We start from the raw sequence: 23,346 nt of genomic DNA, 5'->3' as shown, positions 1-23,346 counted from the left end.
CTCGACCGCAACTCGAGAGGTTGGATATGGATCTGGAAATCGTCGAAGGCATCTCGCAGCAGGATGAAGACATCATCCTCGACAAGCTGAAAGCCTTCAATATCGAATGCTTCGGCGCGAGCGACCGCCGCGAACTGGCAATCCCGCTACGTGATACGGCCGGCGATATCGCAGGCGGCCTCGTCGGCTATACCGGCCGCGGCTGGCTTTACATCTCGATGCTGTTCATTCCGGAATTGATGCGCGCCAAAGGCCTCGCCGCCCGCCTCATGACCATGGCCGAAGCGGAGGCGGCGAAGCGCGGCTGTATCGGAGCCTATATCGATACGATGAACCCGGCAGCACTCGCGCTGTATCTGAAGCTCGGCTACCACCCGATCGGCAAGCTCGAAGGCCTCGCCGGCGGACATGATGTAACGTGGCTGGAAAAACGATTCTAGATCAACGGCTTGGCGCGAAGTCCTGACGGATCACAGCTCCCGCCAGCCGATCACGCCCTTCAGCCCGTCATGCACACCGTCCTTGAGCGGCACGACCAGCACCCGCCCCGGATCGACCGGTCCCGGAAAATCGAGCGCATCATAGGCCACTTTCTCGAAGCCGAGCGGCATGTAATAGGGCGGATCGCCGATCAGGATCACGGCTTCCGACCCATGCCGACGCGCGGCATCGATGGCGATCCGCACCAGTTCGCGGCCAATCCCGAGGTTCTTGTGCGACGGCCTGACCGCCAGCGGGCCCAGCATATGGCCCTTCACGCTTCCCGCCAGAACCGGCGTCATCCGCACCGAAGCGATCGTCTCGCCATCGTCAGCGCAGACAAACGAGATCGACCGGTCATGCGGCCCCTGCTCGCGAATGCGGGACGCAGCGCGCACATGCCGACCGGGGCCGAACGCTTCCTCGTTGATCACCTCGATGATGTCATCGTGAGACGCATCCTCGGTCAGATAGACGAGGTCGTGTTTCGCCATGGACTTGGGGGTGTTTTCGGACGAAGAATTCTGGGATGTTGAGGATTGCGACGCAACAAGATGCAGGGACATGGAGAACCGAAGCCGTAAGGAGAGAGCAGACAGGACGAGCGATATCGCGACGCGTTTTCAGGCGTCGTGGTCGATCTTCAGCGTCGTCGCAGTGTCCGCACTTCGGTCATTCTCTGGCTGTTCCCGAACAATCGTGACAAGCGAGCTATCAGAAAATTTTCCACCCGTCCAATCCAAAAACGCAGCGTTTACCAAATCGCACCTCGTCATTGTCTGGCACTGCCGTATCTAATGGGCAGCACAACCAAGGAGATTGCTATGGGCATGCTGGTAGACGGCAAGTGGCACGACGTCTGGTACGACACCAAGGCCAGCAAGGGTCATTTCAAGCGTTCCGAATCACAGTTCCGCAATTGGGTAACGGCTGACGGGTCCTCCGGACCGTCGGGCGAATCCGGCTTCAAGGCCGAGGCAGGGCGCTACCATCTCTATGTCTCGCTCGCCTGCCCCTGGGCGCACCGCACGCTGATCTTCCGCAACCTCAAGAAGCTGCAGGATCTGATCTCGGTCTCCGTCGTCGATTACCTGATGCTGGAAAACGGCTGGGAATTCCGCAAACGCGATGGCGCAACCGGCGACGACCTGTTCGGCTCCGACTTTCTCTACCAGGTCTATCTGAAAGCCGATCCCGCCTATTCCGGCCGCGTCACCGTGCCTGTCCTCTGGGACAAGCAGCAGAACACCATTGTCTCCAATGAAAGCGCCGAAATCATCCGCATGATGAACAGCGCCTTCGACGGCATCACCGGCTCCGATGTCGATTTCTACCCTGAAGATCTGCGCACTGAGATCGACGCGATCAACGCAGTCGTCTACGACACCGTCAACAACGGCGTCTACAAGGCCGGCTTCGCCACCACGCAAGACGCCTATGAAGAGGCCGTCTCAAAGCTGTTCGAAACGCTCGACAGTCTCGAGACCCGTCTCTCGAAAAGCCGCTACCTGCTCGGAGACAAGCTGACCGAAGCCGACTGGCGGCTGTTCACCACACTCATCCGCTTCGATCCGGTCTATGTCGGCCACTTCAAATGCAACATCCGCCGCATCGCCGACTACCCGAACCTCTCAGCCTATCTGCGCGATCTCTACCAGCACGAGGGCGTGGCCGAGACCTGCAATCTCCTCCACATCAAGCACCACTACTACGAGAGCCACAAAACCATAAATCCGACCGGCATCGTCCCCACAGGACCAGAGCTCGATCTCGACGCACCGCATGGGCGGGGGTAGGAAAGCGGGTAACTCTCACCAGTACTCCCCCTTCTCGATCTTTCCCGAAAGCTCCTGCAATCGGCGCGCTGTCGCCTGGGTGACCTCAGGCGGTAGCGCGTCGAGGGCAAAGAAGCCGCTTTCCGCAATTTCGTAATCCGCGGCGCGCGGCGCCGTCTGGTTGACGTTGACCTTGTAGAACAGCACGTGGTCGCGCTTCGAGGCGTTGCGGTTCAGGTAGACGTGGAACAGCTCCGGCACTCCCAGGACTTCCAGATTGCCCTCTTCCCGCAGTTCCTTGTGCAGCGCCTGAAGCGCGGTTTCGCCGCGTTCCATGCCGCCGCCGGGCATATACCATCCCGGCACATAGGTGTGGCGCACCAGGAAAATCCGGCCCTCCTCGTCGAAACAGGCGGCCCGCACACCCATCGTCATGCCTCGTGTGACGATGAACGCCTTGTGCATCAGCCAGACGAGAATGCGGGCCCGGCCGCCGGTAACTTCGGGAATGCCCTGCTCAACCATTCAGGCGTTCCACTTCATAACTTCGGGAGCGGCGATAAATTCGGTACCAATTGCTCTCTCATGCGTTATGTCTTCGCCATGTTCAAGTTCGCGCATATTTCCGATATCCACCTGGGGCCCCTTCCGCGGCTGACGATGCGCGAGCTTCTGTCAAAACGCATCACCGGTTTCGTCAATTGGCACCGCACCCGCCGAAAGCATCTTCTCGTCAACACGCTGGATCTGCTGTTGAGCGACATGAAGGACCGAGAGCCGAACCAGTTGCTCATCACAGGCGATCTGGTCAATTTGGCGACAAAGATCGAAACCCGGCTGGCCCGCGAATGGCTCGATACGATCGGCGAACCCGCCGATACGACCGTCGTGCCGGGCAATCACGACGCCTATGTGCCGGGCGCTCACGACAAGTCGGTTGCCGCTTGGTATCCCTTCGTGAAAAGCGACGACGATCCGGGCGAATGGCCGAAGGACGATCACATCTTCCCGACCTACCGGGAGCGTGGCCCGATCGCCATCATCGGCTGCTCCACATCCAACGCGACGCCGCCGTTTTCCGCATCCGGCTATTTCAGCCCGCGCCAGGCGCGCGAAACAGTGAACCTTCTTAAGAAAGCCGGCGAACGCGGACTGTTCCGCGTGGTGATGATTCACCACCCGCCGATCCACGGCGCGGCGTCATCGCACAAGCGTATGATCGGCATCCGTCGATTTGCTGCGGCCATCTCGACCGGCGGCGCCGAACTGGTGCTGCACGGCCATACGCATCTTAACACCGTCTACGAACTCAAGACCCATAACCGGCCCGTGCCGGTCGTCGGTATCGCGTCCGCCTCGCAGGGTCCGGGCGGCCACAAGCCACCTGCTTCCTACAACCTGTTTTCGCTGTCGGGCGAACCTGGCAACTGGAACCTGGTTTGCGAACGCTACGGGCTGACACAGGCAGGTGACGGCATTGCGCTGGACAGCAGCCACGTCTTTTATGGCGATCAACCGATGCCTATGCCGGCGATCCAGCCCGAGACCGTCGAAATCTTGTAGATTAATTGCGTCGCCTGTTGCAAATGCATCACATTCGATTCATAGCTTAACGAGATGGCCGTAATCATAACGCATAGCCCCGTTAAGCTTGTTTCCGCATGAACAATCCGACCCAGACCATGGACATTCGCCGTGACCTCGTAGCCTTGCTGCCGAGGCTTCGTCGTTTCGCGTTAACGCTTGCAGGCACCGCCGAGGATGCCGACAGGCTGGTGCGCGAAGTCTGTTCGCGTGCAATCCAGAAAAGCCATCACTGGAAGGGCGAAGGCCGCATCGAAAGCTGGCTGTTCAGCCTGATGCGCACAGCCTGGTCCGACGAGATCAAGAAGCGCCGCAAGACCCAGCCGTCCTCCACCCCGAAGGCACAGGGCGTCGTATCGGCTACCGAAATTTCCACGATGGCCACATCGGATCAGATCCTGCTGTCCCTGCCCTCAGGCCTCGCCAGTGTCTTCCTTCTCGTGGACGTCGAGGCATTCGCCTATGGCGAGGCGGCTGCTATCCTCGGCATTCCGGAACAGGCCTTCGCCGAACGCCTGTGTTCTGCACGGCTCAGACTGTCGGAAATCGCGCCGGAAGCATCGGAGCGCCGCGCATGAAAGCCAGTGCTTCCTCGTCCGCGCTCGAACAGCGCATTTCGGCCTTCCTGGATGGCGAAGCCAACGAACACGAACGGCAGGAGATCGAAGCGCTTCTGGTCAACGAGCCGCAGGCGCGGGCCCTGCATGACAACCTGAAACGCGGCACGGATTACGGCCGGCGCGTCTTCGACGATGCCATGAAGGAACCATTGCCGCTCGAACTCGTCCGCACCATCAAGAACGCACCGCTGCCGCGCCGCGCGATCAGGCTGCCTGATGACAAAAAGCGCCAGTCACTCTCGTTCAAGCCAAGCAGAACGCAGGCGCTTGTCGCATGCATTCTCAGTCTCTGCCTCGGCGGCGGCATCGGCTATGCGCTCGGCACGCAGCCGGGATCGACCCGTCTCGGCGGCTCGGAAGTGCAGCTCGATTCGCGGGACTGGCTTGACGACGTCGTCGCCCATTACCGGCTCTATACCCGCTTGCCCGATCGTCTGGTGGAAATCGGTGCCGACAGGCCCGGCGATATCCTCGCATGGCTGACCACAGGCACCGGCATCGCCTTTCGCATTCCGGACCTGTCGCAAAGCGGGCTGACCTTCGCCGGCGCACGGCTTTTCACCGCCGACAACCGCCCCTCGGGCCTCCTCCTCTACCGCCGCGGCGATGAGGGAGAGATCATCGCGATCACCTTCTCCAAGACCCGTCCGGACACCAACAAACCGGTAGAGGACATCCGCGCCGATACGGGTCTTGTGTCCTGGAGCACGCCGCTCGCGACCTATGTCGTCGTCGGCCCCTCCTCCGCCGCCGATCTCGACGAGATCGCCGCCAAGGCCGCGGGACTGATCTGAGCCTCCGGCCTGCATCGAAGCCCATCCGCCCGATCTGATCCCAACAAAAAACCGCATCGGCTGGCGATGCGGCTTCTGTCTTCTAATGCCTTACAGAATCCTACTACTGGCCGCGTTCTTCCAACACCCGGTTGGCAGCAGACACGATCGCGTCGAGCGAGGCCGTCACGATGTTGTTGTTGATGCCGGCGCCAAACAGCTTGCCACCCGGATGCTCAACCTCGACATAGGCGATCGCCGAGGCGTTCGAGCCATGCTGCAGCGAGTGTTCCGAATACTCATTCACCGACAACTCGATCCCGAGATAGGCCGACAGCGCGTTGATGAACCCGTCGATCGGGCCCGTGCCGCGGCCTTCGATCGTCTTCGTCTCACCACCATCGGTGATCTCGGCGGAAACGACGCGGATGCCCTTGTGCTCCATCCCGGCCGGGAACGTCTGGTGATCGACGAATCTCAGCCGTGCTGAAGGCTGGTCCACATAGCGCTCGATAAAGCGCTCATGGATGCGCTTGGAAGCGACTTCCTTGCCTTCCTCGTCAGTAATCCGCTGGATGTCCTCGCGGAACTCCACCTGCAGATTGCGCGGCAGGTTGATGCCGTAATCCTGCTGCAGGATATAGGCGATGCCGCCCTTGCCCGATTGCGAGTTGATGCGGATGATCGCCTCGTAGGACCGGCCGACGTCGCGCGGGTCGATCGGCAGGTAAGGCACTTCCCACACCGGATGGTTGGCGGTCTTGATTGCCTTCATGCCCTTGTTGATCGCATCCTGGTGCGAGCCGGAAAACGCCGTATAGACCAGTTCGCCGACGTAAGGATGGCGCTCGGGAATGACCATTTCGTTGGAATATTCGTAGACGTCCTTGATGCGCTCGATATCGGTGCAGTCCAGCCCAGGATCAACGCCCTGCGTGTACATGTTGAGCGCCAGCGTCACCACATCGACATTGCCGGTGCGCTCGCCATTGCCGAACAGCGTGCCTTCGACGCGATCGGCGCCAGCCATCAGCCCAAGCTCGGTCGCGGCGATACCAGTGCCGCGGTCGTTATGCGGGTGAAGCGAGATGATGACGTTTTCTCTAGAGTCGATATTGCGGCACATCCATTCGATCTGGTCGGCATAGATGTTGGGCGTCGCCATCTCGACGGTCGAGGGCAGGTTCAGGATCAGCTTGTTGTCAGCGGTCGGCTTTACCACCTCGATAACAGCATTGCATATCTCCAACGCCACTTCCAGCTCGGTGCCGGTAAAGCTTTCCGGCGAATATTCGAACCGGTAATCGCCGCCGGCCTTGGCAGCCATGTCGGTGATCATCTTCGCCGCGTCGACGGCGATCTGCTTGATGCCGCGGACATCCTTGCCGAACACCACACGGCGCTGCAGTTCCGATGTCGAGTTGTAGAAGTGGATGATCGGATGCTTGGCGCCTTCCAGCGATTCGAACGTGCGGGTGATCAGTTCCGGCCGGCACTGAACCAGCACCTGCATCGACACATCGTCGGGAACGCCACCCTCTTCGATGCACCAGCGGGCAAAGTCGAAATCGGTCTGCGAAGCCGACGGGAAACCGATCTCGATTTCCTTGAAGCCCATATCCAAGAGCAGCTTGAACATGCGGGCCTTGCGGTCGTGGCCCATCGGGTTGACCAGCGACTGGTTGCCGTCACGCAGGTCCACCGAGCACCAGATCGGCGCCTTGTCGATCACCTTCGACGGCCAGGTCCGGTCGGGAATGTTGATGGCGGGATAGGCACGGTATTTCACCGCCGCGTCGGCCATACCCTTAGCCTTGTTGGCAGTAGTCACGTTGGAATTCTTGGCGTCCATGGTCTTCAAGTCCTCGTCCTATCCATCCGCCGCGCGCCGCACTTTTGGGGCCTGCTTGGTGAGGATGGCGACCTCTTAAGGTCTGTCTCAGCTATATCGGTAAATCTTGCGAGGAGCTCTTACGCCGGCGGGCTTTCGGCCGCCGGGCGCTCCTCAACGGACCCGGCAACCGAGTGTAAGGTCGAGGCTAAGAAGCGAGAGAGGCGCGAAAACCGTCGCCCCGGCAGCGAAGCTGCGGGTCGGCAAACGGTCGGACATGATCGCACCTGTCATGGTCATGGGAGAATCTATAGCGGGCGGGCAGAGAACGTGCAAGTGCACTTTCGAACGGCATTTGATGTTGCAACGACGGCCGCGGTTCCCTCTCAAGGCAATCTTTCGCGTCTGAGAGCCTTCTGCAAACCCATCATCACGCCACCGGCCAGCAGACCCCAGAACGCCCCTGAGATCCCGGCGAAGGCGATTCCGGAAGCGGTGACCATAAAGGTGATGGCCGCAGCCTCGCGGGTAGCGGGATTGTGGTAGGCGGCGTATGCCGCGTTCGAGAACGCGCCGATCAGCCCGAGCCCGGCGACGGCCTGCAACAGGATCGGCGGCGCGAGCGATACGAAGGCGATAATGCCGCCGGCCACCAGCCCCAGCGCCGCGTAGCTGAAGCCGCCGATGATCGCCGCTACGTAACGCCGGGCGGGATCCGGATGAGCGTCGGTACTGGCACACATCGCCGCCGTGATCGCCGCCATGTTGACCGGCACGCCGCCAAAAACGCCGACAAGCGAGGACAGGGCGCCGGTTGCCACGAACATCGGTCCGGGATGCGGCTCGTATCCGTGCGCCTTGAGGATCGCGATGCCGGGAATGTTCTGCGACGCCATGGTGACGATAAACAGTGGCACCGCCACGGAAATCGCGCCGTGCCAGGTGAAGACCGGCTCGACGAACACGAATTGCGGATGGATCGCAGCGCCGATCTGGCTCAGCGTATCTGCCGGCAGGTCGACGCCGAAGATCAGCACCAGCATCATCGCCGCAAGCGAGGCCGGCACGGCCAGAAGCCGCCAGCGCGACACGACGACCGCCCAGGTCAGCACGATCGGCAGTCCCAGCATCGGGTCGAACGCCACCGCCTTCACGGGAGCAAGACACAGGCCGAGCAGGATACCGGCCAGCATCGCATTGGCAAGCGGCCCCGGGATCATCCGGATCGCGCGCCCGAGCGGCTGGAACAGGCCCGACAGCATGATCAGCCCGCCACAGATGACGAAGGCGCCGACGGCTGCGGGAAATCCGCCCTCGATCATCCCGATCCCCGAGAGAAGAGCGGCACCAGGCGTCGACCATGCAATGCTGATCGGCATCTTGAGAGCGGCCGAGAAACTCACGGCAAGAATGCCGAGCGCCAGGGAAAGCGCCAGGAGCGCGGAGGCGACCTGATCGCTATTGGCGCCCATTGCCTGCAAACCCTGGATGATCACGGCAAACGAACTGACGAAACCGACAAACGCGGTCAGCATCCCCATCGTCAGGGCGGAAAAAGAGAAGTCTTTGAACATGATGAGAACCCGACGCGGTGAAGGGTGCATGGAGCACGACCCGCCGCCGCGAGACAAGCCCAAGAGATGACCAGGCCGACTGATTTTTTCCGATTTTCAGTCATGTATAAAGGGTCGAATTTCTCAAAAATATTGGAGTGGAGACCAGTATTTCGGCTCGACGACCCGTCCGGCGCCGTTCCATCTCAGACTAAATTAAGCCTTGTCTGAAATGTTGGCGGGAGACCTGTTGGAACATTGCATGCTCTTCTCTTCCTCCATGATAAAGCCCGGCCGAAGCCGGGGATGGCGATTCTACCGGTTCGGCTGGTATTTGCCCGCCTTCATTATGGTCGCCGCGGTCATTTTCGGAATTGTCCGGGCCGATCTGGAAGAGCGCGCCCAATACATGGCGCAGCAGCGGCTCGTCGCGTCGGAACAACTGGCGCGCGTGTCATCAAGCCTTGAAACCAATATTCGCGGCAACGTCAATCTGGTCCAGGGTCTCGTTGCCGCGATCGCTGCAAACCCATCCATCACGCAAACGCAATTTGCGGCGCTCTCGGAGCGAGTTTTCGCTGTTCCCTCGCAGCTGAAGAACGTCGCCGTGGCGCCCGATCTTGTGATCCGGTACGTCTACCCTTACGACCAGAACAAGCAGCTCGTCGGACGAGACTACACGGCCGACCCCAAACGGTCAGTGTCCGTCATGGAGGCGATCAAGCGCCGGTCCACCACGATCGCCGGACCTGTCGAACTCGCTCAGGGCGGACTGGGACTGCTGGCCCGCTACCCGGTTTTCTCGCAAGCCAACGGACATTTCTGGGGCATCGTCTCGAGCGTGATCGACGTGGAGCGCCTGTTCCGCGACATCGACCTCGATACCGAACGGCAACCCCTCAGCATCGCGATCTCCAGGCGGCCGGCACCGGTTGCGAAGGACGTCTTTACCGGTGACCCGGCGATCTTCTCCGCCGATGCGGTTCGTGCCCGCATCGAGCTCGGATACGACACCTGGTATCTCGCAGCAGTCCCGAAAGCCGGCTGGAAGACGACCCCGCCGGATATCGGTTGGCTTTATGCCTACGCGACGCTGATCGCACTCTGCATCGTCGCCCCCATGATCTGGGTGGGGATCTTGATGAGGCAGCGCAATCGCCACATCGTCGATCTACAACACCGGGAGGAGCAGTTCGAGACCATTCACCACCGGTTGACGCTGGCGCTCGAAGCGTCGCAGATAGGCGTCTGGGAATACGAGGGCGCCACAGACCGCCTTTTCTGGGACGAGCGGCTCAAGGACCTGTATTCTGCGCCTCCGGGCAAGGACATCTTCACCTACGAGGACTGGCGTTCGACCGTCCATCCCGACGATATCGAGACGGCTGAAAATCGGCTGAACGAGGTCATCGGTGCCACCGAGCCCTATATTACCCAGTTCCGGATAGTCCGACCTTCGGGCGAGATCCGTCACATCCGCGCGCACGGGAAGGCCTACAAAACATCGGGAGGCGTCGAACGCGTCGTTGGCGCCAATTGGGATGTCACTGATGACGTCAATCTGCAGATCGAACTGCGGGAAGAGCGCGCCCGCGCGGAAGAACAGAACGAGCGGTTGCGCGCAACACGCCGCACGTTGCAGCACCAGTCTTTGCACGACGCCCTGACCGGCCTTCCCAACCGGCGCTTTCTCGACCAGTTCATGGAAGCCTCGAACGCGACGACGCACAGTCACCGCCTGGCTTTTATCCATTTCGATCTCGACCGCTTCAAGGAAGTCAACGACACGCTCGGCCACGCGGCCGGCGACGAGGTCCTGCGCCAGACGACGGCCCGGCTCCTGGAACTGATCGGCCATGACGAATTCGTCTCGCGGATCGGCGGCGACGAATTCGTGGTCGTCACCAGCGGCCCGGCCCCGGAAGAGCGGGCAAAACATCTCGGCCGCTCGATCGTCAAGGCGATCGCCAAACCGATGACGATCGACGGCCAGGAATGCCATGTCGGCTGCAGCGCCGGCATCGCCATGCAGACGCTTGCGTGCGAAGAACCGCGCCAGTTGCTGATCAATGCCGACGTCGCACTGTACGAGGCCAAGAAACGCGGCCGTAACCGCGCCGAGGTGTTTTCAGAGTCCCTGCTTCTGACTGCGATCCAGGTAAAACGCACGTCCGACGAGCTTCTCGCGGCAATCGAGAACGACCAGATCGTTCCCTTCTTCCAGCCGCAGTTCGATGCCGTCACCCTCGATATCGTCGGTGTCGAGGCGCTGGCCCGATGGGTCCACCCGACCCGCGGCCTGCTCGCGCCCGAAGCGTTTCTCGATATTGCCGAAGGTCTTCATCGCTCCGGTGAGATCGACGCGCTCATCCTCGAAAAAGCGCTGTTCCAGGCCACCCGCTGGCGTGCCCGCGGGCTTGCCGTCCCAAGGGTCTCTGTCAATGTCTCAGCCCAGCGCCTGAAGGACGAAAACCTTTTGGAGCAGCTGTCGCACCTGTCGTTTGCGCCGGGCAGCATTGCATTCGAACTTCTGGAATCGATCTCGTTTGAAGGAAACGACCGCGGCCTGCGCAAGATCATCGGCACGCTGAAGGATTTGGGTATCGATATCGAGCTGGATGATTTCGGCTCCGGACACGCTTCGATCGTCAGTCTGCTGGAACTCGGCCCCAAGCGGCTGAAGATCGACCGGCAGCTGATTTCTCCGCTTCAGGCGTCAGGTCCCCAGCACCGGCTTGTGGCTTCGATCATCGAGATCGGCCGTTCGCAAGGGATCGAGATCGTCGCCGAGGGCGTCGAAACGGAAGCCCATATGGATATCCTGCGTGGCCTTGGTTGCCAGGTGCTGCAGGGTTATGCCTTCGCGGAACCGATGTCGCCCGATGCGTTCATGGATTTTGCCGCCCACTGGCAGCAGGGCCGCGTCCCGGCAACCGCCGTACCCACCCGCAAGCTCGCCTGATATCGCGCGGTGGTCGAAAGGGTTCGGGTCATCCGGACCTCTCGGCCCCTACCCGCGCCTGAAACGATTGCCCTCAAACGCAAAACCCCCCGCCGGCCTGAAGCCGACGAGGGATTTTGATTTGTCAGAACGACGTCTGGATCAGATTTCGCTCTGCGACGTCACGATCTTGGATGCGAGACCATAGGCCACGGCTTCCTGTGCCGACAGCCAGTAGTCGCGGTCCGTATCGGCTGCGATCTTTTCGATCGGCTGGCCGGTTGCTTCTGCCATGATCTTGTTCAGGCGTTCGTTCATCTTGATGATTTCACGGGCCTGGATCTCGATGTCGGAGACCATGCCGCGCGTACCGCCAGATGGTTGATGAAGCAGGAAGCGGGTGTTCGGCAGCGCGATGCGGCGTTCCTTCGGAACCGACACATAGATCAGGGCGCCTGCAGAAGCGACCCAGCCAGTGCCGATCATCCAGACCTTCGGCTTGATGAACTTGACCATGTCATGAATCGAATCACCCGACTCGACATGGCCGCCCGGGGAATTCACGTAGATGCGGATGTCTTCGTCGCTGGCTGCGGCAAGTGCCACGAGCTGCGTGTTGACCTTCTGCGCCAGTTCCTGGGTGATCGCTCCGTAGATGAAGATCGAACGCGACTTGAAAAGATTCGCCTCCGTTTCCTTACCGAGCGGCAGTTCCTTCGTCTTGTCTTCTGTGTCGTCTTCGTCGTTCAGCACGGTCAAAGTCTCCTGCATGAAATTCATATACGGGACATAATGTGTTCGCGGTCACAAAACAATGCACCCCGGCCTGAACATGGCAAGCTTCCAACGACTAAGGTGAATGACGTAGTCCGCATCGCCGGATCGTTACAATTGGCAATGGACGCGGTGACTGCTCTTGCCTATCGTTTTACGCTTCACGCATCATGTATTTCATCGGGGATCAAAATGTTGACCAGACCTTTCCAAACCGCCCTGAAGCATATTTCGCTCGCAACGGGCGCAGTCGTCGTAGCTGCCGCTCCCGCCTTTGCCCATCTCGATCCTGAAGCGCATGGCTCGTTCATGGCCGGCATTTCGCATCCGATCTTCGGCCTCGACCACGTGCTTGCCATGCTCGCCGTCGGCCTCTGGGCAGCACAGATCGGCGGCAAGGCCATCTGGTCCGTGCCTGCCGCATTCGTCGGCACCATGGCGCTCGGCTTCGTGCTCGCGGTCTCCGGTCTCGATCTGCCTTTCGTTGAACCGGCGATCCTCGCCTCGGTCATCGCACTCGGTCTTCTGGTCGCCACCGCCGCCAAGCTTCCGACAGCCGCCAGCGCTGCAATCGTCGGCGTTTTTGCGCTGTTCCACGGCCATGCCCATGGCGGCGAACTCGGCAGTGCCGGTGCGCTTCAGTTCGGCCTCGGCTTTGTCATCGCGACAGCTCTTCTTCACGCAGCCGGCATCGCGCTCGGCCTCGGTATCGCGCGCTTTGCGCCAGCTGTAACCCGCATCCTCGGCGCAGCAACCGCAGTGCTCGGCCTGACGCTCGCATTCGGCTGATATTACAACAAGATAGGCTGCGCCGCCTGAATCATAGTGTCAGGCGGCGCATGTTCTACATGAACAAGATTTAACCCGGCAGCGGGTTTGAAATCCCGAAAATGCCGACTAACTCCTTGTCAGATGACGGCCGCTTGGGACGTCCACAAGGAGTGAGACCATGTCACCGGAAGAACGCCAGCTTCTGACCGCATTGTTCGATCGCGTGAAAACAGCCTCGACCACCCCGCGCGACCGTGATGCGGAGGCATTGATCGATGACGCGACCCGCCAGCAGCCCTATTCCGCCTATTACCTCGCCCAGGCGGTGATCGTTCAGGAGAAGGGCCTTGAGGCCGCATCCGCCCGCATCCGCGAGCTCGAAGAACAGGTCAAGCAGCTTCAGGCCGGCGAAAGCGACATCAGGCGCGACGAACAGGGCGGCGGTTTCCTGAGCTCGATCTTCGGCTCCGGCCAGGCGCCTCGCCCTCCGGCACCGCAAATGCCGTCCCAACAGGCCGGCCAGCAGCCATCCGGCCCCTGGGGTGCGCGACCGGGATATCAGCAGCCATACCGCGGCAACGACGACGGTTATCGCGCTGCACCGGCCCCATCAGGTCCCTGGTCATCACAGATGCAGGGGGCACAAGGCTATCAGCAGGGCCAGGCACCATCTGCTGGCGGCGGTTTTCTGCGCGGCGCACTTGGCACGGCCGCCGGCGTGGCGGGCGGCATGCTGCTTGCCAACTCGCTTTCGGGCCTGTTCGGCAACCACATGTCAGGCCTCGGCTTGGGCAATCCCGCAGCCGAAGCCAATCCGTTCACAGGCGGCCCAACCGAGGAAACCGTCATCAACAACACCTATATCGGCGACGACGCAATCCGTGAGGCCTCCAATACGGGCGCAGATAACGGCAACGACGCAACACCCGATCCCGGTGGCAATGACGGCGGCTGGCAACAGGCCGATTTCGGCAACGACGATCAGTCCGACTTCGGCGGCGGCGATTTCGGCGGCGACGACAACATGAATGTCTGAGGCAGAATGGCCATCTCCCCGAACGGGTTGAGTGTCGCAATTAGCCCGGTGCGTGCCGGGCTAATTGCCAATAAATCTTACCCACGTCCCCGATAGGTCGCCACGCCCTGGTCCGGCAACCACACACCCTTTGGCGCTTCGCCGGTCTGCCAGAACACGTCGATCGGAATGCCGCCGCGCGGATACCAATAAGCGCCGATCCGCAACCATTTCGGATTAAGCAGGTCAACGATCCGCTTGCCGATATAGACCGAGCAGTCCTCATGAAAGGCGCCGTGGTTGCGGAACGCATGCAGGAACAGCTTCAGCGACTTTGATTCGACCAGAAACCCGTCGGGAATATAGTCGATCACGATATGGGCAAAATCCGGCTGGCCGGTCATCGGGCAAAGCGATGTGAATTCCGGCGCCGTGAAGCGTACCACGTAATCTGTGCCCTGGTTACCGTTCGGCACCTTCTCCAGGACCGCCGTCTCGGGGCTCGTTGGGGCCTCGACCTGATTGCCGAGCTGCGACAGTCCGCTGACATCCGTCATCGTCATTTTAAATTCCCTTCAGATTCGCATGGCTTTCAATGGCAACACGCTTGCCATGCGCGTGTTCGCTTTCCGGCTCCACATGGATGGCCAGGGTGGCACCGGGAATAGCCTCCTTGATCGCATCTTCCAAGCGGTCGCAAATTTCGTGAGCTTCGCCGACCGACATTCGCGATGGCACCACTAGGTGGAAATCGATAAACGCAGCCGATCCCGCCCGTCGCGTCTTCAGATCGTGCACATCGAGAACCCCGTCGCAATGGGCGGTGATCGCCGCACGCACCGCCGCTTCCTCCTCCGGCTGCAGCGCCTTGTCCATCAGCCCGCCCAGCGAGTGGGTGATGACCTTGTAACCCTGCCAGAGAATGTTGAAGGCGACGAAGATCGCAAGCAGCGGATCAAGGATGAGGTAACCCGTCAGAACCGCGAGCACCAGACCGACGAATACGCCGGCTGACGTCACCACATCCGACATGATGTGCTGGCCGTCTGCCAGAAGCGCCGGAGACCGGTGCGACCGTCCGACCCTGATCAGCACGGTCGCCCAGACCGCATTGATCCCGCCTGCCGTAGCGTTGATGGCAAGCCCGAGCCATGGCGTCTCCGGCATGCTCGGGGCGCCCAGAGCGCCCCAGGCTTCCTGAATGATCAGGATCGCCGCCAGCACGATCAACGCGCCTTCCGCCACGGCGGATATGTATTCCGCCTTGTGATGGCCGAAGTGGTGGTCATCGTCTGCCGGCCGTTGCGCATAGCGGATGACGAAATAGGCAATAAATGCCGCCGCCACGTTGACCAGTGATTCCAGACCGTCCGACAGCAGCGCCACCGAGCCGGTTACCCACCACGCAGCAAGTTTGAGGAACAGCACGCCGATCGAGATCGGGATGCCCCACATCGCCAGTCTCTCGACCTTTTTGTCGTCCTTTGCCACTCTGTCCATATCGCCCATACCCGTCTTCACTAATCATCCTCCTGCATCTGCAAGCGATTTGCAGGAAGCTATGCCCAAAACGACGAAACCGCCGCGGCGAGAGCGTCTCGCAGCGGCGGTTTCGAATAATGGCCGGCTGTATGGCGCAAGCCTCGCGGTTTGTCAAAGCCGGTCTTGCGCGTCCAGTCGCCGGGTATGCTCGTCGTCAGACGTTATCAACAACGGGGCATCGTCGCAGGCGGGCATCGGGCGTCAGAGACCAGGCGTCAGGTAAAGATTAGCGCCATCCGCACGCTGTCCAGGTAGCATCCGTCGATCTTCAACGCATCGCGCGCCACGCCCTCCACCTGAAATCCCACCTTCCGGTAAAGCGCGATCGCCCGGTGATTGTCCGCATGCACGTCGAGTTCGACGCGGTGAATGCCGGACCGGTTGGCGGCCTCGACCGCGTTAACGATCAGCCGACGGCCCAAGCCTCTATCGCGAAACCCGGGAATGATGCCCATGCCGAGCAGGCCGCGATGAGCATGCACATCGCGCTCCAGCCTTCGGATATCGCACCAGCCGACGACCTCACCGTCAGCGACCGCGACGATGTGCGGATTGCCAGCAGCCACGCTCTCGCGCACGAAATCCCGCATCTCGTCGATCGGCGGGGCACGCAGAAACACCATGTAGCGCCGCTCCCGGCAGACGATATCGAGCGCCTTGTGAAAGCCCTCGATATGCTCGTCCCGGAGCGGTTCGATGGTGACGCCGTCAGCGCCACCCACCGTGTCGGCATCGTCCATCAGGCCGCCTTTGTCGCGCGCTTTCTCGAAAGGTTTGCCACCACGTTCTCGATCATCCGCATGCCGGCATCGCCGCCCAGCGTCATGATCGATTCCGGGTGGAACTGCACCGCGGCGATCGGCTCGCTGGCGTGTTCGATCCCCATGATCGTGCCATCCTCGCTTTCGGCGGTGATGATGAAATCGGAGGGCAGCGTCGACGGATCGGCAAAGATCGAGTGATAGCGCCCGACGGTGACATCCTTCGCCAGCCCCGAAAACACGATGCCCGGCTCCAGAACCCGGATCCGCGAAGGCTTGCCGTGCATCGGCAGCGCCAGCTGCCGCAACTCGCCGCCATAGGCTTCGGCCAGCGCCTGCAGGCCAAGGCACACGCCAAAGATCGGCAGGTCTTTTGCCCGCGCCGCCTTGATCGTCGCCTTGCAGTCGAAATCCTTCGGATTGCCCGGCCCCGGCGACAGGACGACGAGATCCGGATCGATCCGGGTAAACACCTCTTCCGGCACCGGCGAGCGAACGGTCGAGACCGTCGCTCCCGTCTGGCGGAAGTAGTTGGCAAGCGTGTGGACGAAACTGTCTTCGTGGTCGACCAGCAGGATCTTCACCCCCTGGCCCACCTTGGCGACGTCACGCGAAGCCTTGGCCGTGTTGCCGGCGCGCGCATCGCGGATCGCCGAAATCATCGCCGATGCCTTCAGCTCGGTCTCGGCCTCTTCCTCATGCGGATCCGAATCGTTGAGCAGCGTCGCACCGGCACGCACTTCGGCAATGCCGTCCTTGACGCGGATTGTGCGAAGCGTCAGCCCCGTATTCATGTCGCCGTTGAAGCCGACCATGCCGATCGCGCCGCCATACCAGGCGCGCGGGCTCTTTTCGTTGGCCTCGACAAACCGCATCGCCCACAGTTTCGGCGCACCGGTCACGGTCACCGCCCAGGCGTGGCTCAGGAAGCCGTCGAACGCATCCATATCCGGACGCAGCCGTCCCTCGATATGGTCGACCGTGTGGATGAGACGCGAATACATCTCGATCTGACGGCGGCCGATCACCTTGACCGAACCCGGCTCGCAGACGCGCGACTTGTCGTTACGATCGACGTCGGAGCACATGGTGAGCTCGGATTCGTCCTTCTTGGAATTGAGCAGCTTGAGGATCTGTTCCGAGTCGGAAATCGCATCCTCTCCGCGCTTGATCGTGCCCGAAATCGGGCAGGTCTCGATGCGACGGCCGGACACCCGCACGAACATTTCGGGCGATGCGCCGATCAGATATTCCTGGTTGCCGAGATTGATGAAGAACGAATAGGGCGACGGGTTGATCGCCTTCAGCCGGTTGGAAATCTGCGACGGATTGCTGTCGCAGCGCTCCATGAACTTCTGGCCCGGAACCACTTCGAACAGATCGCCGCGGCGAAAGCTTTCCTTGGCGCGGGTAACGAGGCTCGCGTATTCCCCCGGCTTGTGGTCGCCCTTCGGCGGCGTCACCGTGGTGCGCAGGAACGGCTCGGGCGCGATATCCTGCGCCTTGCCTTCCGTCGTCACGCCGTCCTTGGCAAAGTCGTAGCGATCGACCCAAGCCTTTGCCGCATGGTGGTCGACGACCAGAATTTCGTCGGGGAGATAGAGAACCATGTCGCGCTGGTCTTCCGGACGCTGCATCGAAAGCTTGATCGCATCGAACTGGAACGCAAGATCGTAGCCGAACGCCCCGAACAGACCGATCGCCGAATCCGCATCCGAATGGAAGAGATCGACGACGGCTCTCAGCGCGGTAAACACCGTCGGCATCTTTGAGCGCTCTTCCTCGGTAAACACGCGGGACGGCTGGTTGACGGTCAGATCCAGACGGCGGTCGGTCCGCTCGCCGAGCGTCAGGTCGGAAATCGTCGCAAGCTTGTCGGCGATAAACGACAGAAGCACTTCGCCGCGACCGTTATAGGCCTCGATCCACATCGCCCGCCCGTTGCAGGTAATGCCAAGCGGCGGATCGGCAATCGCCGTATCCCAGCGGGTATAGCGGCCCGGATATTCGTAGTTCGAGGAAAACACCGCGCCGCGGCGCTCGTCCAGCCGGTCGACATAAGACGAGATCGCGGTTGCATATTCGGCCGGCCTGCGGGCTCGGCTGACGCTGATTCCGCCCTTGGTCTCGTAGGTCTCGGACCCGTCGTCGTGAATGATCGTCGCCATGTCTGCCTCTTGAAATCCCTGTTGATCTGCCCGGGTCTCAGAAGCGGCCAACAAAAAAGCCGCCTCGGTGATCGGGCGGCTTGTTCATAGTCTTGTCGATGGACATGACTGGTCAAGGCCGCGTCAGCGTGCCCACCACCAGTTACCGTTGTTGCTCATCGAAATCATCATGGAGCGAATTGTTAGCGCGGCTCCGGCAAACGCGCAAGTGGATTTATTTGGCCACAATGCGACCAAAACAGGGTCATCCGCGTTGCGTCTCCGAAACATGGGAAAGGACGACCGAAGGATGAAGCATACTCTATGCCTTCTCGCTTTAAGCACTTCGCTGGCAATGAGCGCACCGCTGACACTGGGTGCAGCGCCTCTGCCCGCCCGCCCAGCACCGCAAGGCTCGACGCCGAACGTTGTCGAAATCAACATCATCGACCAGTTCATGCGCGATGCCGGACGCACCCGCAAACAGTCGACGCGCAAATCCTCGTCCGGCAAAAACCAGTCGACCCGCCCCGCACAGGGTGCCCAGAACCAGAGCCGAGCCGCGATCCCCGCCGCCCCCGCCCTCGCTACCGTTCCGCTTTCCATGGCGAAGCCGGGTGGTGAACCCGTGCCCGAGGCAACGGCGGCAACGGCCGCAGCCGCTGCTACACCTGAGGTCGCCGCAAAGCCCGTCGAAGCAAAGCCCGAGAACCCGCCCGAAACCCCTGCGGAGAAGCCTGCAGAGCGCCCCGCAGAGCCACCTGTCCCGGCCCCCGAACAGACCCAGAGCCCGGAACAGACCGGTAAAGCTCCTGAAGAAACCATCCCGACCCCCACTCCCAAGCCGGAAGAACCCGCAGAACAGAAGCCCGCTGCATCGAGCGACGACGGCCAAGCTGCTCCTGGCAAGACTGAACCTGCCAAACCGGACGCCGCCAAGCCAGACGACAAGGCACCGCAGGACAAGGCCGCTGATGACAAAACTCCGGCCGACAAGCCTGCGGACGAAAAGCAGGAACAGGCCGAGACCCCGCCTCCTCCGCCTCTCGTCGAGGAAGACGCCGCAGAACTGAAAGCCTGCCTTGCCGACCTCGGTGCCATCGGCGCCAAGTTCGAGTCCATCAAACCGATCGACGACGGCAATGGCTGCGGCATCAAGCAGCCGATCGAGGTGGCGCAGGTTCTGCCCGGCGTCGATCTCGGCGGCGCCACCATGCGCTGCAAGACGGCGCTGACTATGGCCCACTGGCTGAAGGATACGGTGCAGCCGGCGCTCAACATCGCCATGCCGGGCCGCAAGATCACCGGCCTCGTTCCCGGCTCCACCTACCAGTGCCGCCTCAGAAACAGCGCCTCGACCGGCAAGATCTCCGAGCATGGACGCGGCAATGCCTTCGATGTCGCCGCCTTCAAGCTCGACAATGGCGAGAAGGTCGTGATGAAGCGGCGTGAGGACGATCACACGCTGGAAGGTGCCTTCCAGATGACCGCCACCGCCGGCGCATGCCTGCATTTCACCACGGTTCTCGCACCCGGCAGCGATGCTGCGCACGAGGATCACCTTCATCTCGACATCATCGACAGGGATGGCGGCTACCGCATTTGCGAGTAGCCGTTGAGGGCCAGGGTCAGGCCGGCGAGGAGCCGGTCAGCCGGCTTTCCTGGGTGCCGATCGTCATGGCATTGCCGCGCCATTCGAACGAGCCGGAAAGCCAGCTCCTGATCCAGATCGCCGGCAGCATCACGTCGCGCACCATCATTGCCGGCAGCGACAGGATCGACAGCCGCCAGCCCTTGGCCCGCGCAAGGGCGAGTTCCGGCAGGTAGGTTGCGGCAAACACGGTCGCGGCCACCAGACCGACATTGAGATCCAGCATGACGGCGCCGATCAACCCTAGCGCCAGAGGCGGCAGCGCTCCGAGCAGGATCTCCGGCGTGAAGAACAGCGGAAACGTCACCCGCCGCAGCCGGGCCCAGCGCGTCTGGCGCGACCAGATTTCCTCCAGCCCGCGGCGCCCGAGCGGCTGCTCGAACGGTGCCGACACAAGGTGCACTTTCTTGCCATGCCGGTTGACGAGCTTGGTCGACGCCGCGTCCTCGGCAATCTCGGCCGCCAGCGCCTGGATGCCGCCGGCAGCATCCAGAAACGGCTTGTGCCACAGCATGCTCTTGCCCTGCGCAAAGCCGAGCCCCAGCGCCTCGCCCACATATTGCCAGCGCGCCTGCAGCGTATTCAGGAAAGCGCATTCCACTTCCGCCCAGAACCCGTCCGGACGCGATCCGATCGGCGTCGAGCATACGAGCCCGGTATCGGCCCGCCAACCGGAGACGAGGTTCTGAATATAGTCCTTGGGCATCAACACGTTGGAATCGGCAAGCACCACCCACTCGTGTCGTGCCGCATGCCAGCCCTTGGCGCAGTTGTTGAGCTTGGGATTGGCGCTGATCCGGTCATCGCCGATCAGCAGCCGCGCCGGCACCGCCGGATAAGCGGCGATGGCAGCACGGATCTCGGCGATGATCGGATCGCCCTCGTCCTGCACGCAGAAGATCAGCTCGTACTCCGGCCATTCAAGCTTGAATGCATGCGCAAGCGTCAGGCTGGAATAGGCCTCGATGCCGCGCACCGGAATGACGATCGACACACCGTCCGGCTTGATCACCGCCGGCTTATCGCTCGCTTTGTCACGATGCGAAAGCCGCAGGCCGGCGACCGCGATGCTGAAGAGATTGATCGCCAGAAGGGCCATGGCGAGCGTCGCAAGAACAAGATCCATCCTGATGTTCCCGATGGCCGGCCCCGAATCGTCGGGTCACCGCCAGTGCCTGAAGAGTAAGGGCAAGCAGACCATTTCGGTGTGACAGACGCATGACGTTGCCCCTCACCCGCGAAGGCGAGAGGCGAGAGGCGATCCCGAGAAAGCCGCTGAGAGCTATGAGGCCTAGAACAACCCCTCGATCAGCCCATCCGCGTTCAAATGGATCCGCTCGGCCGACGGCGCGCTGGGAAGACCCGGCATGGTCATGATCTCGCCGGTGATCGCCACGATAAAGCCGGCGCCGGCCGACAGTCGCACTTCGCGCACATGCACCACATGCCCTTCCGGAGCACCGCGCAGGTTGGGGTCGGTGGAGAACGAATACTGCGTCTTGGCGATGCAGACCGGCAGATGGCCGTAGCCTGCCACTTCCCAGGCCTTCAGCTGATCGCGCACCGGCTTTTCCGCCGTCACCTCGCCGGCATGATAGATCTTGGTGGCAACAGCCTCGATCTTGTCCATCAGCGGCATGTCGTCAGGATAGATCGGCTTGAAATCGGCGGCACCGCTTGTCGCCAATTCCACCACCTTGTAGGACAGCTCCTCGATTCCGGCGGAACCTTCCGCCCAGTGACGGCAGAGGATCGCCTCGGCGCCGTGATGCGAGACGTATTCCTTGATCGCCGCCACTTCCGCATCGGTATCCGAGATGAAGTGATTGATCGCGACCACGACCGGCACACCGAACTTGCGCACGTTTGCGATGTGACGCCCAAGGTTCGAACAGCCGCGCGTCAGCGCCTCGACATTTTCGGCTCCGAGATCGTCCTTCTTCACGCCGCCATTCATCTTCAGCGCCCGGATGGTCGCGACGATCACGGCCGCATCGGGCTTCAGCCCCGCCTTGCGGCACTTGATGTCGAAGAACTTTTCGGCACCCAGATCCGCTCCGAAACCCGCTTCGGTCACCACATAGTCGCCAAGCTTCAGCGCCGTCTTCGTCGCGATCACGGAATTGCAGCCATGGGCGATGTTGGCGAACGGCCCGCCATGCACCAGCGCCGGATTGTTTTCCAGCGTCTGCACCAGGTTCGGCTGCATCGCGTCTTTCAAAAGCACCGCCATCGCCTTGTCGGCCTTGATGTCGCGGGCATAGACCGGCGAGCGGTCGAACCGGTAGCCGATGACGATATCGCCGAGCCGCTTTTCGAGGTCGGCCAGATCCTGCGCCAGACACAGGATCGCCATCACTTCGGATGCGACGGTAATGTCGAAGCCGCTTTCCCGGGCAAAGCCGTTCGAGACGCCGCCGAGCGAGGTCACGGTCTGGCGCAGCGCCCGGTCGTTCATGTCCATCACCCGCCGCCAGGTGATGCGGCGCGTGTCGATGTCGAGCGCGTTGCCCCAATAGACATGATTGTCGATCATCGCCGACAGGAGATTGTGCGCAGAGGTAATGGCGTGGAAGTCGCCCGTGAAATGCAGGTTGATGTCTTCCATCGGCACGACCTGCGCGTAACCGCCACCAGCCGCCCCGCCCTTGACACCGAAACATGGCCCGAGCGACGGCTCGCGCACGCAGATCACGGCCTTCTTGCCGATCCGGTTCAGCCCGTCGCCGAGGCCTACCGTGGTCGTCGTCTTGCCCTCGCCGGCAGGCGTCGGATTGATCGCCGTCACGAGGATCAGCTTGCCATCGGGGCGACCTTGCAGCGAGCCGATGAAATCGGCCCCGATCTTCGCCTTGTCATGGCCGTAGGGCACCAACGCCTCGGGAGAGATGCCAAGCGCCGCGCCAATGTCCGCGATCGGTTTCTTTTTTGCCGCGCGGGCGATCTCGATGTCGGATGGAACGGGGGCCATGCTTGTCTCTCGCTTGTTGGTTTGCGTGAACCATGGCCACAGCCGCTTCCCCACGACAAGCCCGGAACGGGAACAGCGCCCTGATTATGCACACTACAACGCGCTCATCCACACACCAAAGTTGCAATTTAATTCGATACAATCTTATATATCTCTG

At 61.5% G+C, this 23,346-nt stretch carries 20 protein-coding genes; 9 read left to right on the top strand and 11 right to left on the bottom strand.

From position 1 onward, the window contains the following. The first annotated feature begins 26 nt into the window (after positions 1-26). Positions 27-440 (top strand): GNAT family N-acetyltransferase, encoded by a 414-nt coding sequence (locus BLW69_RS05055; RefSeq protein WP_092660322.1) that lies wholly within the window; start codon positions 27-29, stop codon positions 438-440. A gap of 30 nt (positions 441-470) precedes the next feature. Here the strand turns inward: BLW69_RS05055 and BLW69_RS05050 are convergent, their stop codons facing one another. Continuing rightward, complete coding sequence (locus tag BLW69_RS05050) at positions 471-974, bottom strand: GNAT family N-acetyltransferase (RefSeq protein WP_062455683.1); 504 nt, start codon at positions 972-974, stop codon at positions 471-473. Positions 975-1,304: 330 nt separating this feature from the next. Here BLW69_RS05050 and BLW69_RS05045 point away from each other — a divergent pair, with 330 nt between their 5' ends. Then, complete coding sequence (locus BLW69_RS05045) at positions 1,305-2,276, top strand: glutathione S-transferase family protein (RefSeq protein ID WP_092660320.1); 972 nt, start codon at positions 1,305-1,307, stop codon at positions 2,274-2,276. A gap of 15 nt (positions 2,277-2,291) precedes the next feature. Here BLW69_RS05045 and BLW69_RS05040 read toward each other — a convergent pair whose 3' ends face one another. Next, entirely contained in the window at positions 2,292-2,780 is a 489-nt protein-coding gene (locus BLW69_RS05040) for an NUDIX domain-containing protein (protein WP_092660318.1), read from the bottom strand. Positions 2,781-2,858: 78 nt separating this feature from the next. Here BLW69_RS05040 and BLW69_RS05035 point away from each other — a divergent pair, with 78 nt between their 5' ends. The 3 genes from BLW69_RS05035 to BLW69_RS05025 all read left to right on the top strand — a co-directional run bounded on the left by BLW69_RS05035 (position 2,859) and on the right by BLW69_RS05025 (position 5,253). Next, positions 2,859-3,818 (top strand): metallophosphoesterase family protein, encoded by a 960-nt coding sequence (locus BLW69_RS05035; RefSeq protein ID WP_092661063.1) that lies wholly within the window; start codon positions 2,859-2,861, stop codon positions 3,816-3,818. A 98-nt stretch (positions 3,819-3,916) separates the two neighbouring features. Next, positions 3,917-4,417 carry an RNA polymerase sigma factor gene (locus BLW69_RS05030; RefSeq protein ID WP_062582897.1) on the top strand — a complete coding sequence of 167 codons (501 nt, stop codon included), beginning with the start codon at positions 3,917-3,919 and terminating at the stop codon, positions 4,415-4,417. Further along, positions 4,414-5,253, top strand: coding sequence for an anti-sigma factor family protein (locus BLW69_RS05025; RefSeq protein WP_062455670.1), 840 nt, complete (start codon positions 4,414-4,416; stop codon positions 5,251-5,253). The genes BLW69_RS05030 and BLW69_RS05025 overlap by 4 nt, the downstream gene beginning before the upstream one ends. 103 nt (positions 5,254-5,356) lie before the next feature. Here the strand turns inward: BLW69_RS05025 and leuA are convergent, their stop codons facing one another. Together leuA and BLW69_RS05015 are read right to left on the bottom strand one after the other, a co-directional pair. Further along, entirely contained in the window at positions 5,357-7,084 is a 1,728-nt protein-coding gene (gene leuA, locus BLW69_RS05020) for a 2-isopropylmalate synthase (protein ID WP_092660317.1), read from the bottom strand. Positions 7,085-7,449: 365 nt separating this feature from the next. After that, positions 7,450-8,637 carry a benzoate/H(+) symporter BenE family transporter gene (locus BLW69_RS05015; RefSeq protein WP_062457907.1) on the bottom strand — a complete coding sequence of 396 codons (1,188 nt, stop codon included), beginning with the start codon at positions 8,635-8,637 and terminating at the stop codon, positions 7,450-7,452. A 241-nt stretch (positions 8,638-8,878) separates the two neighbouring features. Between BLW69_RS05015 and BLW69_RS05010 the strand changes: the two genes are divergently transcribed. Next, complete coding sequence (locus BLW69_RS05010) at positions 8,879-11,578, top strand: bifunctional diguanylate cyclase/phosphodiesterase (protein WP_162759464.1); 2,700 nt, start codon at positions 8,879-8,881, stop codon at positions 11,576-11,578. A gap of 141 nt (positions 11,579-11,719) precedes the next feature. On the opposite strand, the gene BLW69_RS05005 is transcribed toward BLW69_RS05010, so the two are convergent. Beyond that, positions 11,720-12,307, bottom strand: a complete 588-nt coding sequence (locus tag BLW69_RS05005) for an ATP-dependent Clp protease proteolytic subunit (protein ID WP_062457904.1) — start codon at positions 12,305-12,307, stop codon at positions 11,720-11,722. A 216-nt stretch (positions 12,308-12,523) separates the two neighbouring features. On the opposite strand from BLW69_RS05005, the gene BLW69_RS05000 reads away from it, so the two are divergent. Next, on the top strand, positions 12,524-13,120 hold the full coding sequence (locus BLW69_RS05000) for a HupE/UreJ family protein (RefSeq protein WP_092660313.1): 597 nt from the start codon (positions 12,524-12,526) through the stop codon (positions 13,118-13,120). Positions 13,121-13,280: 160 nt separating this feature from the next. Continuing rightward, positions 13,281-14,138, top strand: coding sequence for a DUF2076 domain-containing protein (locus BLW69_RS04995; protein WP_092660311.1), 858 nt, complete (start codon positions 13,281-13,283; stop codon positions 14,136-14,138). 77 nt (positions 14,139-14,215) lie between these two features. Here BLW69_RS04995 and queF read toward each other — a convergent pair whose 3' ends face one another. From queF to BLW69_RS04975, 4 genes are all read right to left on the bottom strand, one after another. Further along, positions 14,216-14,680 carry a preQ(1) synthase gene (gene queF / locus BLW69_RS04990; protein ID WP_062455655.1) on the bottom strand — a complete coding sequence of 155 codons (465 nt, stop codon included), beginning with the start codon at positions 14,678-14,680 and terminating at the stop codon, positions 14,216-14,218. Position 14,681: 1 nt separating this feature from the next. Further along, positions 14,682-15,608, bottom strand: coding sequence for a cation diffusion facilitator family transporter (locus tag BLW69_RS04985; protein WP_280136603.1), 927 nt, complete (start codon positions 15,606-15,608; stop codon positions 14,682-14,684). A gap of 266 nt (positions 15,609-15,874) precedes the next feature. After that, entirely contained in the window at positions 15,875-16,399 is a 525-nt protein-coding gene (locus BLW69_RS04980; RefSeq protein WP_092660309.1) for a GNAT family N-acetyltransferase, read from the bottom strand. Continuing rightward, positions 16,399-18,588 (bottom strand): anthranilate synthase, encoded by a 2,190-nt coding sequence (locus tag BLW69_RS04975; protein ID WP_092660308.1) that lies wholly within the window; start codon positions 18,586-18,588, stop codon positions 16,399-16,401. Before BLW69_RS04975 ends, BLW69_RS04980 begins: the two co-directional genes overlap by 1 nt. Positions 18,589-18,922: 334 nt before the next feature. Here BLW69_RS04975 and BLW69_RS04970 point away from each other — a divergent pair, with 334 nt between their 5' ends. Next, complete coding sequence (locus tag BLW69_RS04970; protein WP_175487242.1) at positions 18,923-20,179, top strand: extensin family protein; 1,257 nt, start codon at positions 18,923-18,925, stop codon at positions 20,177-20,179. Positions 20,180-20,195: 16 nt separating this feature from the next. Here BLW69_RS04970 and BLW69_RS04965 read toward each other — a convergent pair whose 3' ends face one another. Next, the gene (locus tag BLW69_RS04965; protein WP_092660304.1) at positions 20,196-21,344 is read right to left on the bottom strand and encodes a glycosyltransferase; all 1,149 of its coding nucleotides are present in this window, start codon (positions 21,342-21,344) and stop codon (positions 20,196-20,198) included. Positions 21,345-21,509: 165 nt separating this feature from the next. Next, on the bottom strand, positions 21,510-23,189 hold the full coding sequence (locus BLW69_RS04960; RefSeq protein WP_092660302.1) for a formate--tetrahydrofolate ligase: 1,680 nt from the start codon (positions 23,187-23,189) through the stop codon (positions 21,510-21,512). Positions 23,190-23,346 lie beyond the last annotated feature (157 nt).

The organism is Rhizobium sp. NFR12 (genome assembly GCF_900108545.1).
In the GTDB taxonomy this organism is placed as follows: domain Bacteria; phylum Pseudomonadota; class Alphaproteobacteria; order Rhizobiales; family Rhizobiaceae; genus Neorhizobium; species Neorhizobium soli.
This window is presented reverse-complemented; position numbering and strand designations above follow the sequence as displayed.

What these genes read in the sequence shown, in the direction of transcription:
- BLW69_RS04970 (WP_175487242.1), top strand. Translation starts at nt 18,923, where the DNA reads ATGAGCGCACCGCTGACACTGGGTGCAGCGCCTCTGCCCGCCCGCCCA.
- BLW69_RS05025 (WP_062455670.1), top strand. Translation starts at nt 4,414, where the DNA reads ATGAAAGCCAGTGCTTCCTCGTCCGCGCTCGAACAGCGCATTTCGGCC.
- BLW69_RS05030 (WP_062582897.1), top strand. Translation starts at nt 3,917, where the DNA reads ATGAACAATCCGACCCAGACCATGGACATTCGCCGTGACCTCGTAGCC.
- BLW69_RS04980 (WP_092660309.1), bottom strand. Translation starts at nt 16,399, where the DNA reads ATGGACGATGCCGACACGGTGGGTGGCGCTGACGGCGTCACCATCGAA.
- BLW69_RS05050 (WP_062455683.1), bottom strand. Translation starts at nt 974, where the DNA reads ATGGCGAAACACGACCTCGTCTATCTGACCGAGGATGCGTCTCACGAT.
- BLW69_RS04960 (WP_092660302.1), bottom strand. Translation starts at nt 23,189, where the DNA reads ATGGCCCCCGTTCCATCCGACATCGAGATCGCCCGCGCGGCAAAAAAG.
- BLW69_RS05015 (WP_062457907.1), bottom strand. Translation starts at nt 8,637, where the DNA reads ATGTTCAAAGACTTCTCTTTTTCCGCCCTGACGATGGGGATGCTGACC.
- BLW69_RS04965 (WP_092660304.1), bottom strand. Translation starts at nt 21,344, where the DNA reads ATGGATCTTGTTCTTGCGACGCTCGCCATGGCCCTTCTGGCGATCAAT.
- BLW69_RS05040 (WP_092660318.1), bottom strand. Translation starts at nt 2,780, where the DNA reads ATGGTTGAGCAGGGCATTCCCGAAGTTACCGGCGGCCGGGCCCGCATT.
- queF (WP_062455655.1), bottom strand. Translation starts at nt 14,680, where the DNA reads ATGACGATGACGGATGTCAGCGGACTGTCGCAGCTCGGCAATCAGGTC.
- BLW69_RS04975 (WP_092660308.1), bottom strand. Translation starts at nt 18,588, where the DNA reads ATGGCGACGATCATTCACGACGACGGGTCCGAGACCTACGAGACCAAG.
- BLW69_RS05045 (WP_092660320.1), top strand. Translation starts at nt 1,305, where the DNA reads ATGGGCATGCTGGTAGACGGCAAGTGGCACGACGTCTGGTACGACACC.
- BLW69_RS05055 (WP_092660322.1), top strand. Translation starts at nt 27, where the DNA reads ATGGATCTGGAAATCGTCGAAGGCATCTCGCAGCAGGATGAAGACATC.
- BLW69_RS04995 (WP_092660311.1), top strand. Translation starts at nt 13,281, where the DNA reads ATGTCACCGGAAGAACGCCAGCTTCTGACCGCATTGTTCGATCGCGTG.
- BLW69_RS05010 (WP_162759464.1), top strand. Translation starts at nt 8,879, where the DNA reads ATGCTCTTCTCTTCCTCCATGATAAAGCCCGGCCGAAGCCGGGGATGG.
- leuA (WP_092660317.1), bottom strand. Translation starts at nt 7,084, where the DNA reads ATGGACGCCAAGAATTCCAACGTGACTACTGCCAACAAGGCTAAGGGT.
- BLW69_RS05035 (WP_092661063.1), top strand. Translation starts at nt 2,859, where the DNA reads ATGTTCAAGTTCGCGCATATTTCCGATATCCACCTGGGGCCCCTTCCG.
- BLW69_RS05000 (WP_092660313.1), top strand. Translation starts at nt 12,524, where the DNA reads ATGTTGACCAGACCTTTCCAAACCGCCCTGAAGCATATTTCGCTCGCA.